Consider the following 11,390-nt stretch of genomic DNA (forward strand, 5'->3'; position numbering starts at 1 on the left):
GAGCCGCACGCCACTGACGCGGCACCAAAGGGAGGAATGATGAAACGTTTTCTGGCATCCGTAGCACTTGGCGCGTTGATGATTGGTGCGGCTCCGGCAGCATGGGCCGAAACGCCTGACAATCAGCTGATCGTCGCGACGACGATGAGCAACATCCTGACCCTCGATCCTGCTGCGATCACCGGTCGCGAGACGGTTCAGGTTCTGAACAACCTTTACGACACTCTGGTCACCCTGTCCCCCGAGGATCGCTCGATCCAGCCGCGCATGGCTGAAAGCTGGGACGTGGCCGAGGATCGCATGTCGATCACCTTCCACCTACGCAAGGACGCGAAATTCGCTTCGGGCAATCCGGTGACCGCCGATGACGTAGTCTGGAGCCTGAAGCGTGTGATGACGCTGAACCTCGCACAGGCGAGCTTCCTTAAATCGCGCGGCGTCACTGCCGAGAACGCCGCCGAGCATTTCATCGCCGACGACGCTAACACCTTCACCTTCAAGCTGGCGAAGCCCGATGATCCGGCGATGATCCTGATGATCCTTGCGCAGAACGGTCCCGGCTCGATCCTTGACAGCAAGACCGTACTTGAGAACGAGAAAGACGGCGATCAGGGGCAGGCATGGCTGACGTTGAACTCGGCCGGTTCGGGGCCCTATGTCCTGACCAAATGGGCGTCGAACGAATATATCATCCTGACCAAGAGCGATAATTACTGGGGCACCGCTCCGGCGATGGACCGCGTTCTGATGCGCCACCTGCCGGAATCGCAATCGCAGCGCCTGATGCTGGAAAAAGGCGATATCGACGTTGCCTATTCGATGCAGGCACCCGATCTGACCGCCCTTGAGAAGGACGAGCATATCAAGATCGCCTCGACCCCCGGCGCGGGCTTCTACTACCTGTCCGTCTCGATGAAGGACGAGCGCTTCGCCAATCCGAAAGTGCGTGAGGCGCTGCGGCTGCTGATCGATTACGAAGGTCTGGATAAGGCCGTGATGCCTTACTACGGCAAACTGCACCAGCGTCCGCTGACCACCGGCGTTCTGGGCCAGTTGCCCGATCAGGGCTACAAGCTGGACGTCGCCAAGGCCAAGGAATTGCTGGCCGAGGCGGGCTATCCGAACGGCTTCAAGACCACCCTGCGCGTGCTGTCGGAAGACCCGTTCATCAAGGCCGCGACCGCGATCCAGAACACTCTGGCGCAGGCGGGCATTCAGGCCGAGATGATCACCGGTTCGGGCGACCAGATCTATGGCGCGATGCGCGAGCGTAACTTTGAACTGCTCGTCGGTCGTGGCGGCGGCGGCCAGCAGCCGCACCCGGACAGCAACCTGCGCGCCTTGGCTTATAACCCCGACAACGCGGACGAGGCGAAGCTGACCAACTATCAAGGTTGGCGCACCAGCTATTACGACGCCAAGCTGAATGAGATGATCGAGGCGGCGCTGCTGGAACGCGATGCGGCCAAGCAAAAGACCGATTACGAAGAAATCCAGAATTATATGGACAAAACCGTGACCTCGATCATTCCGTTCTCGGAAGTGGTGGACAGTGCGGCGTTCCGTTCGGACATCGAAGGTCTGACTGTGAACCCGTGGCTGACCCGCTTCGAGACCGTCACCAAAACGCGGTAATCCAGCATTATGGCCGGGATCACCGCAGATAATCTGGTGTTACGGCTGCAGAAAATGGCCTTGGCCCGTGGGTTTCCCGCGGGCTGGGCGCAAACTGGCGGTGGGTTTGCCGATTGGCAAAATGCCGCGCGCGCCTTGGCAGAGCGCCATATCCTGCCCGATCCGGCTTTGCGGGAACAGCCTTGCGGCTGGCGCACCGACGCGACCGAGGATCGGGGTGGCTATGTCGCGCATCAGGGGGCGATCCTTCTTGAGGACGATGACGAATGGCCGGCATTGATGCTGCGTCCGAAATCTGCCGCGCCTCATCCCGCAGCGTTGATGTTGCATGATCACGGCTCGGAATTCCGCATCGGCAAGGAAAAATGCATTCGTCCGCTCAGACCGGATGCGGGGCCAGCGCAGGCTTGGGCCGACCGGTTCTTCGACGGTGTCTGGCCGGGTGACCGCCTGGCGGAACGGGGGTATCTGGTGCTGGCAGTCGATGCGCTTGGTTGGGGCGCGCGGCAGGGCAACGGCTACGAGGCACAGCAGGCGCTGGCCTGCAACCTGATGCAGATCGGGACCAGTCCCGCCGGTATCCTGGCTGCCGAGGATATCGCAGCGGCACGGTTTTTGGCCGGATTGTCGGGGGTCGATCCGCAGCGGATCGGCGCAGTCGGCTTTTCGTTGGGCGGATTTCGGGCATGGCAGCTCGCGGCACTGTCGCCGCATATCTCGGCAGCGGTGGCTTCGGGCTGGATGGCAAGTCTACCGGGGCTGGCCGTTCCGGGGAACAACCAGATGCGCGGGCAGTCGGCATTCTGGATGACCCATCCGGGACTGCACGCACATCTGGACCTGCCGGATCTGGCCGGACTGGCCGCGCCAAAACCGTTGTATTTCGAAGTTGGCGATCAGGATCACCTGTTTCCTGCGGCTGCGGTCGCGGCTGCATATGAACAGCTTGGCGCTATCTGGACGGCGGCAGGAGTCGTGCAAAACCTGCGGCTCGAGCGCCCGCCGGGCGGGCACGCATTCGGCAAACTCCGGCAGGACACGGCGTTACTTTGGTTAGGGCAGGCATTTGGCGTGTCTGATACGGCTATAACAGGCTCGGAAATATGCTAGACAAGTCAGGCGTAAACCGGAGAACTAGCATGAAACCAGAATTAGCCGCAGTTCCCCCCATGCGCGAGTCCATGGTGGACCGTATCAGCGACTCGCTGCGTCGCGAACTTGAGGCAGGCAACTTCCGGCCTGGAGATCGCTTGCCGAGCGAACATGAACTGACCCGAATCCATTCGGTCAGCCGCGCTGTCGTGCGCGAGGCCATCGCCGCATTGCGCGCCGATGGTCTGGTCGAGGCGCGGAAAGGGGCAGGGGTCTTTGCCCTTGATCCGGCGACGCGAGAGGCGCGCCCCTTTGACGGGCTGACGACCGCGCGGATTTCTTCGGTCATCGAATTGCTGGAATTGCGCACCGCCTGCGAAGTGGAATCGGCTGCCTTGGCTGCTACCCGCAGGTCTCCGTCCCAACTAGAGGCCATTCTGGACGCGCACCGCGTCGTCGAACGCTGCCTGCGCGAGGGTCAGCCGACCCGCGATGCCGATTTCGAATTCCACCTTGCCATCGCCAATGCGACACAGAACCGCCGCTTTCCCGAATTCCTGCAGCTGATCCGTTCCGGCATTATTCCGCGTGGAGAATTGCAGGGCGGGCAACCCGGAGAGCGTCCCCGCGACTATAATTTGCATTTGCAAGACGAGCATAGTCGCATAGTTGACGCCATTCTCGAGGCTGACGGCATTGCGGCTGCCCAGCGGATGAAAGAACATCTGCGCGGCAGCCTCGAACGTTACCAGGAATTGCTGCGGGCAGGTGGCTCGGCAGCTTAGATATAACTTGTCTTACAGGATGTCTGGTATTATAAGACATCTTGCACGAGTGAGGAGATTCCCTATGTCCCGTCCCGAATATCCCGTCGCAACTCCGGACAAAGGCGTCCAGCGGCAGGTATTGGCCGAGAACTCCGATCTGATGGTTGTTTCGTTCCGTTTCGAAACCGGCGCATGTGGTGCGTTGCACAATCATCCCCATACGCAATCGACCTATGTCGCGAAGGGCAGCTTCAAGTTCTTCCGCGGCGACGAAACCCTTGTGCTGAACGTCGGCGACAGCATCGTCATTCCTTCCAATGTGACGCATGGCTGCGAATGTCTGGATAGCGGTGAACTGATCGACTGCTTCACTCCGCGTCGAGACGACTTCTTGTAATCCGAACAGCGGCGCGCAACCGTCGCTTGTCTGACAGGTTTTAGTTAGGTGGCATAGCGGGGGAGGCCGGCTTTGCCATCAGGGAGGATCTATGCAGAATGCACAGCTGCGCCTGAAAAGCGTTTCGTCGCAGGCGACGACCATCCTCATCACGCTTCTCGGGCTTCTGGTTCTGACCTTCGTGATCGGCCGAATGATGCCCGCCGATCCGGTTCGGGCCATCGTCGGTGAGGATGCGACGCGAGAGACCTATGAGATGGTCTATCACCAATTGGGCCTTGACCGCCCGATCTGGGAACAATTCCTGCGCTATCTGGGCGACGTGCTGACCGGAGATTTCGGCACCTCGATCCGCACCGGCCAGCCGGTGATGCAGGATATCCTGCGCGCCATGCCTGCCACCATCGAGCTTGCCACCTTCGCCATCCTGATCGGCGCGGGGCTTGGCATTCCGCTGGGCGTGACGGCTGCGGTGAACAAGGACAAGTGGCAGGACCATATCATCCGCGTTTTCAGCCTGTTCGGGCATTCGATGCCGATCTTCTGGACCGGGATGATCGCGCTGATCGTCTTCTATGCCCATCTGGGCTGGGTTGGCGGCTCGGGGCGGATGGAGCAGTTCTATATCGGCATGGTCGATGAACGCACCGGCTTCCTGCTGATCGACAGCCTGCTGGCCGGAGAGATGGATGTCTTCTGGTCCGCCGTGAACCACCTGATCCTGCCGGCCTCGCTTCTGGGCTATTCCTCTTCGGCCTATATCACCCGTATGACGCGCAGCTTCATGCTGGACCAGCTGGGGCAGGAATATATGACGACGGCCCGCGTGAAGGGCCTGTCGCGCGGCCAGACGATCTGGCTGCATGCCTTCGGCAACATCCGCGTCCAGTTGGTGACCATCGTAGCTTTGGCTTACGGCTCGCTTCTGGAAGGGGCGGTGCTGATCGAGACCGTCTTCGCATGGCCCGGGTTCGGGCAGTATCTGACGAACAACCTGATCATCGGCGACATGAATGCTGTCATGACCTGTGTGCTGATCGTCGGCGTCATCTTCATCGTGCTGAACCTGCTCTCGGATTTGCTGTACCGTACCTTTGACCCGAGGACGAAATGACCGTGAAAGATACAGACATGCCACGTCAGGCCTCGCAATTGCCGTCCTCGCTGCTTGTGCTGCGCAATATCCTGACCTTTCTCATGCGGTCGCCGACCTCGGCCTTCGGGCTGATCGTGCTGGGCCTGTTGATCGTGATCGCGGCGTTCGCGCCGCTGATCGCCACCCATGATCCCTATGCGCAGGATCTGGCGAATACGCTGAAGGCGCCGGGGAATGGCCATTACTTCGGGACCGATGAACTGGGCCGCGATATCTTCAGCCGCCTCGTCTGGGGCTCGCGCATCTCGCTGACGATCATCTTCCTTGTGTCCATCGTGGTCGGACCTATCGGGATGATCGTGGGCACGACCGCCGGCTATATGGGCGGGCGGCTGGATACGATCATGATGCGGATCACCGACATCTTCCTGTCCTTCCCCTCGCTGATCCTGTCGCTGGCTTTCGTGGCGGCGCTGGGGCCAAGCCTGAACAACGCGATCATCGCCATCGCGCTGACCGCATGGCCGCCGATCGCGCGTCTGGCGCGGGCCGAGGCGATGACCTTCCGCAAGGCCGATTACATCGCCGCCGCCCGCCTGCAAGGCGCGTCGGATATGCGGATCATCTTCAAGTCGATCATGCCGATGTGCCTGCCTTCGGTCCTGATCCGCCTGACGCTGAACATGGCGACGGTGATCCTGACGGCGGCGGGTCTGGGTTTTCTTGGCCTTGGCGCACAGCCGCCGATGCCGGAATGGGGCGCGATGATCGCCACGGGGCGGCGCTACATGATCGACAGCTGGTGGCTGGTGACCTTCCCGGGTCTCGCGATCCTGACCGTCAGCCTTGCTTTCAACCTGCTGGGCGACGGGCTGCGCGATGCGCTGGACCCGAAGCAGATGAACCGGAGGTAATATGGAAAAGCCAGTTCTGGATATCCGCAACCTTGCCATCCGCTATGCCGGGGCCAGCCGGGACTCGGTCCGGGGCGTCAGCTTCACCCTTGGGCGCGAGCGTCTGGGCATTGTCGGCGAAAGCGGCTCGGGCAAATCGACCGTTGGCCGCGCCATCCTGAAGCTGCTGCCGACCGCGCAGATCACCGCCGACCGGATGCAGTTCGAGGATATCGACCTGCTGAAGACCAGCGAACGCGAGATGCTGAAGATCCGCGGCCGTCGCATGTCGATGATCCTGCAGGACCCGAAATACTCGCTGAATCCGATCCAGCGCGTCGGACGGCAGGTGGCTGAAACTTACATGCGCCACTTCCCCGCGACCAAGGCCGAGGCGAAGGCAAAGACCCTTGCCATGCTCGAGGCCGTGAAGATCCGCGACCCCGAGCGCGTGCACGACCTTTACCCGCACGAGATCTCGGGCGGCATGGGTCAGCGCATCATGATCGCGATGATGCTTCTGGCCGAGCCCGAGTTGGTCATCGCCGATGAGCCGACCTCGGCCTTGGACGTGACCGTGCGCTTGCAGGTGCTGGAAATCCTGAACGGTCTGGTGCGCGATCGCGGCATCGGGCTGATCATGATCAGCCATGACCTGAACCTTGTGCGGAATTTCTGCGACCGCGTGCTGATCATGTTCGACGGGCAGGTGGTCGAGACGCTGAGGGCCAGCGAACTCGATAATGCCCAGCACCCCTATACGCGGGGGCTGCTCGCGGCCCAGCCGCGCATCGGGGATCGTCGTAAGATGCTTTCCGTGCTGGATCGCCGTCCCGAATGGAGTCAGGAGGTCACCGCATGACGAGCAATGTCGAAATCCGCAACCTGTCGATCAGCTTTGGCGAGGGGCCTGCGGCGGTAAAGGTTCTGCCGGGTGTGAATTTCTCGGTCGAGGCGGGCGAATGTTTCGGGTTGGTCGGCGAAAGCGGCTCGGGCAAATCGACGGTGCTGCGCTGCATCTCGATGCTGACCGATTTCTGGCAGGGCCAGATCAGCATCGGTGGGCGCAATGTTCGCGACATTCCGCGCTTGGAGCGCTGCCGCCTGCTGCAGATGGTCTTCCAGGACCCCTATGGCAGCCTGCATCCCCGCCAATCGGTCCGCACGACGCTGTCGGAACCGCTGAAAATCCACGGCCTCGATGATCACGAGGGCCGGATGCGCCGGGTGATCCGCGATGTCGGTCTTACGGCGGATTTCATCGACCGTTTCCCGCACCAGATGTCGGGCGGCCAGCGCCAACGTATCGCCATCGCCCGCGCGCTGATCCTTGAGCCGTCGCTGTTGCTTCTGGATGAGCCGACCTCGGCGCTGGACGTGTCGGTTCAGGCAGAGATCCTGAATCTGCTGGTGCGCCTGCGTGAGGAACGGGGGCTGACCTATCTGATGGTGACCCATGATCTGGCCGTGGTCGATCACATGTGCGACCGCTTTGCCGTCATGCTGCGCGGCGAGGTGACCGAGGTGCTGCCGCGCGCCGCTATTCAGGGCAACCACGCTACCCATCCCTATGCGCGCGAGCTGATCGGGGCCTCGCTGGAATACGAAGGCGCGCTTTAAGCCGCCCACGGCCCCGCCAACCGGCTAGCTCCTCCCGCGGCCGGTTGGCGGATTGCCATCGCGATTAGGACGAAATTGGGGCGGTCGCGCGGGCGACCGCCCCATCTGTTTCTGCAATAGCAGATATTCGCTGGCGGAATTGGTTCCCGTTTTTTTTGGGCAGAACGCCCGTTGTGTCGTCTTTTTTAACGATTTCGTAGCATTCGTTCCATAAATTTGCCAAAGTTTGGAAACGTGGCCCTTGACCTGAAGGCTTGTTTCGTTTGCATCGGACACGAAGAAAAAATCTCTTGCTGGGAGGCAATATGTCCATCTTCTCCACCCGGTTCCTGGCCGCCTCGGCGCTTGCGCTGATGGCTGCGGCTCCGCTGCATGCCAAGACCTTCGTCTATTGCTCGGAAGGCTCGCCGGAAGGCTTCGATCCCGCGCCCTACACCTCGGGCACGACCTTCGACGCCTCGGGCCATGCGATTTACAACCGTCTGGTGCAGTTCAAGCCCGGCTCGACCGAGATCGAACCGGCGCTGGCCGAAAGCTGGGACGTGTCGGAAGACGGTCTGACCTATACCTTCCACCTGCGCAAAGGCGTCAAGTTCCACTCGAACGACAAGTTCACGCCCTCGCGCGACTTCAACGCCGATGACGTGATCTTCACGTTCAACCGTCAGGCCAAGGCCGACGATCCGTGGCACGCCTATATCGCTGGCGTCACCTACGAGTATTACAGCTCGATGGAGATGGACAAACTGATCAAGTCGATCGAGAAGGTCGATGACAACACGGTCAAGTTCACCCTGAATAGCCCAGAAGCGCCGTTCCTTGCCAACGTCGCCATGCCCTTCGTCTCGGTCGTCTCGAAAGAATACGCCGACACGCTGCAAGCTGCCGGCACGATGGAAGACCTGAACAACGCGCCGATCGGCACCGGCCCGTTCAAGTTCGTCGCCTACCAGAAAGACGCGGTCATCCGTTACCAGAAGAACGCCGATTACTGGGGCGAAGCGCCCAAGATCGACGATCTGGTCTTCGCGATCACCCCGGACGCCTCGGTGCGCCTGCAGAAGCTGAAAGCTGGCGAATGCCACCTGATGCCGTATCCGGCCCCGGCCGATCTGGCCGACATCAAGGCTGACACCAACCTGAAGCTTGACGAGCAAGCCGGTCTGAACGTGGGCTATCTGGCCTACAACACTACGGTCGCGCCCTTCGACAAGCCGGAAGTCCGTAAGGCCCTGAACATGGCCATGGACAAGAAAGCGCTGATCGACGCCGTCTACCAGGGAAATGCCGAGGTCGCCAAGAACCCGATCCCGCCGACCATGTGGTCCTACAGCGCCGCCACCGAGGACGAGAAATACGATCCCGAAGCGGCGAAAAAGATGCTGGAAGATGCCGGCGTCAAGGATCTGTCGATGGAAGTCTGGGCGATGCCGGTGCAGCGTCCCTACATGCCGAACGCGCGTCGCGCCGCCGAGATCATCCAAAGCGACTTTGCCAAGGTCGGCGTCAAGGTCGAGATCGTCTCGTACGAGTGGGGCGAGTACCTGAAAAAGTCGATGGAAGCGGGCCGCAAAGGCGCCGTCATCCTTGGCTGGACCGGCGACAATGGCGATCCGGACAACTTCCTGTCGGTGCTGCTGTCCTGCGCCGCTGCGAAAGAGGGCGGTGCCAACCGTGCCTTCTGGTGCAACGAAGAGTTCTCGGCGCTGCTGGCGAAAGCCAAGGCAAGCTCGAACCACGAAGAGCGTGTGAAGCTTTACGAAGAAGCACAGGCCATCTTCAAGGATCAGGCTCCGTGGGCGACGCTGGCGCACTCGACGCAATACGTTCCGATGGCGAAAAACGTCACCGGTTTCGTTCAGTCGCCGCTGGGCGACTACACCTTCGAAACGGTTGACCTGGCTGAATAAGCCAAACCGGTTTTCAAGTAATGCGGCCGTGCAGGGGACGCCCCCTTGCACGGCCCTTAGGTTAGGGTTCGATGCTTAGATTCATCCTCTCGAAGCTTCTCTACCTGATCCCGACCATGCTCGGGATCACGCTGGTGGCTTTCAGCTTCATCCGCCTTCTGCCCGGCGACCCGGTCCTGCTGATGGCCGGCGAACGTGGCGTCTCGCCCGAGCGCTATGCCGAGATCTCGGCCCAGCTTGGCTATGACAAGCCGCTCTGGCAGCAATATTTTACCTATCTGGGCGACCTGATGCATGGCGATCTGGGCCACTCCATCGTCACCAAGAAGCCCGTTCTGGCCGAGTTCCTGGCGCTGTTCCCGGCGACGGTCGAGCTTGCCATCGTGGCCATCATCATCGCGACCGTCATCGGCGTGCCCGTGGGCGTCATCGCCGCGATCAAGCGCGGCAGCTGGTTCGACCAGATTTCGATGACCGGGGCGCTGATCGGCTTCTCGATGCCGATCTTCTGGTGGGGTCTGCTGCTCATCATCTTCTTCTCGGGCATCCTGCAATGGACGCCTGTCTCGGGCCGCATCTCGCTGATGTATTTCTTCCCGCAGGTGACCGGCTTCATGCTGATCGACAGCCTGATCTCGGGGCAGAAGGGGGCCTTCGGCTCGGCGCTGAGCCACCTGATCCTGCCCTCGATCGTGTTGGCCACGATCCCGCTAGCCGTGATCGCGCGTCAGACGCGCTCGGCCATGCTTGAGGTCATGGGCGAGGATTACGTCCGCACCGCCAAGGCCAAGGGCCTGTCGCTGGGCCGCGTCATCGGCGTTCATGCGCTGCGTAACGCGATGATCCCCGTGATCACCACCATCGGCCTGCAGATCGGCGTGCTGATGGCGGGCGCGATCCTGACCGAGACGATCTTCTCGTGGCCGGGCATCGGCAAATGGATGATCGACTCGATCTCGCGCCGTGACTACCCGGTCGTGCAATCGGGCCTGCTGCTGATCGCGGGCATCGTCATGATCGTGAACCTGCTTGTGGACCTGACCTATGGTCTCATCAACCCGAGGATCCGCCACAAATGACCGATACCTCCGTCAAGATTTCGGACTCTGCCATCCGCCGCCGGATGGTGAAGGAGTTCTGGTTCTATTTCAGCCAAAACCGCGGCGCTGTCGTCGGCTTTGCTGTCTTCCTGCTGCTGGTCGCGCTGGCGATCTTTGCGCCGCTGATCGCGCCGCATGATCCGGTGCACCAGTATCGCGACGCGCTGCTGATCCCGCCGTTCTGGCAGGAAGGTGGCCGCCCCGAGTTCCTTCTGGGCACCGATGCGGTCGGTCGTGACATGCTGTCTCGCCTGATCTATGGCGCGCAATATTCGCTGTTCATCGGCATCGTCGTCGTCGCCATCGCGCTGCTGGGCGGGATCATCCTTGGCCTGCTGGCCGGCTTCTTCGGCGGTTGGGTCGACAGCGTCATCATGCGCGTCATGGACGTGATCCTCGCCTTCCCGTCGCTGCTGCTGGCGCTGGTGCTGGTCGCGATCCTCGGGCCGGGCCTGACCAATGCGATGATCGCCATCGCCATCGTCTACCAGCCGCACTTCGCGCGCCTGACCCGCGCCGCGGTGATGGGCGAGAAGGCCCGCGAATATGTCACCGCCGCCCGCGTGGCCGGTGCTGGCAATATGCGCCTGATGTTCAAGACCATCCTGCCGAACTGCCTTGCGCCGCTGATCGTTCAGGCGACGTTGAGCTTCTCGTCGGCGGTTCTGGATTCGGCCGCGCTTGGCTTCCTTGGCATGGGCGCGCAGCCTCCGGCCTCGGAATGGGGCACGATGCTGGCCGAAGCGCGCGAGTTCATCCTGCGCGCATGGTGGGTCGTGACCTTCCCGGGTCTGGCGATCCTGATCTCGGTTCTGGCGATCAACCTGATGGGCGACGGTCTGCGCGACGCGCTTGACCCGAAACTGAAGCGGAGCTGAGG

Annotated in this window: 11 protein-coding genes; all 11 read left to right on the top strand. The window is 61.5% G+C overall.

The genetic code is table 11. The annotated features are described in order from the left end of the window. The first annotated feature begins 39 nt into the window (after window positions 1-39). The 11 genes from GL286_RS06325 to GL286_RS06375 all read left to right on the top strand — a co-directional run bounded on the left by GL286_RS06325 (window position 40) and on the right by GL286_RS06375 (window position 11,388). Window positions 40-1,635, top strand: coding sequence for an ABC transporter substrate-binding protein (locus tag GL286_RS06325; protein WP_155094714.1), 1,596 nt, complete (start codon window positions 40-42; stop codon window positions 1,633-1,635). A 9-nt stretch (window positions 1,636-1,644) separates the two neighbouring features. Continuing rightward, a complete protein-coding gene (locus tag GL286_RS06330) occupies window positions 1,645-2,745 on the top strand; it encodes a dienelactone hydrolase family protein (RefSeq protein WP_155094715.1) in 1,101 nt (366 codons plus the stop codon). Window positions 2,746-2,774: 29 nt separating this feature from the next. Continuing rightward, window positions 2,775-3,512, top strand: a complete 738-nt coding sequence (locus tag GL286_RS06335; RefSeq protein WP_211596229.1) for a FadR/GntR family transcriptional regulator — start codon at window positions 2,775-2,777, stop codon at window positions 3,510-3,512. Window positions 3,513-3,576: 64 nt separating this feature from the next. After that, on the top strand, window positions 3,577-3,891 hold the full coding sequence (locus tag GL286_RS06340) for a cupin domain-containing protein (protein ID WP_155094716.1): 315 nt from the start codon (window positions 3,577-3,579) through the stop codon (window positions 3,889-3,891). A gap of 91 nt (window positions 3,892-3,982) precedes the next feature. After that, window positions 3,983-5,005 carry an ABC transporter permease gene (locus GL286_RS06345; protein ID WP_155094717.1) on the top strand — a complete coding sequence of 341 codons (1,023 nt, stop codon included), beginning with the start codon at window positions 3,983-3,985 and terminating at the stop codon, window positions 5,003-5,005. A 17-nt stretch (window positions 5,006-5,022) separates the two neighbouring features. After that, complete coding sequence (locus GL286_RS06350) at window positions 5,023-5,901, top strand: ABC transporter permease (RefSeq protein WP_155094913.1); 879 nt, start codon at window positions 5,023-5,025, stop codon at window positions 5,899-5,901. A gap of 1 nt (window position 5,902) precedes the next feature. Then, window positions 5,903-6,742: an ABC transporter ATP-binding protein gene (locus tag GL286_RS06355; protein WP_155094718.1), complete on the top strand. Its 840-nt coding sequence runs from the start codon at window positions 5,903-5,905 to the stop codon at window positions 6,740-6,742. Beyond that, a complete protein-coding gene (locus GL286_RS06360) occupies window positions 6,739-7,500 on the top strand; it encodes an ABC transporter ATP-binding protein (protein WP_155094719.1) in 762 nt (253 codons plus the stop codon). The genes GL286_RS06355 and GL286_RS06360 overlap by 4 nt, the downstream gene beginning before the upstream one ends. A 305-nt stretch (window positions 7,501-7,805) precedes the next feature. Beyond that, window positions 7,806-9,410, top strand: coding sequence for an ABC transporter substrate-binding protein (locus GL286_RS06365; protein ID WP_155094720.1), 1,605 nt, complete (start codon window positions 7,806-7,808; stop codon window positions 9,408-9,410). Window positions 9,411-9,481: 71 nt separating this feature from the next. Beyond that, window positions 9,482-10,489, top strand: coding sequence for an ABC transporter permease subunit (locus GL286_RS06370; RefSeq protein WP_155094721.1), 1,008 nt, complete (start codon window positions 9,482-9,484; stop codon window positions 10,487-10,489). Continuing rightward, window positions 10,486-11,388: an ABC transporter permease subunit gene (locus GL286_RS06375; protein ID WP_155094722.1), complete on the top strand. Its 903-nt coding sequence runs from the start codon at window positions 10,486-10,488 to the stop codon at window positions 11,386-11,388. Before GL286_RS06370 ends, GL286_RS06375 begins: the two co-directional genes overlap by 4 nt. The last annotated feature ends 2 nt before the right edge of the window (window positions 11,389-11,390 follow it).

The organism is Paracoccus aestuariivivens, from assembly GCF_009711225.1.
In the GTDB taxonomy this organism is placed as follows: domain Bacteria; phylum Pseudomonadota; class Alphaproteobacteria; order Rhodobacterales; family Rhodobacteraceae; genus Paracoccus; species Paracoccus aestuariivivens.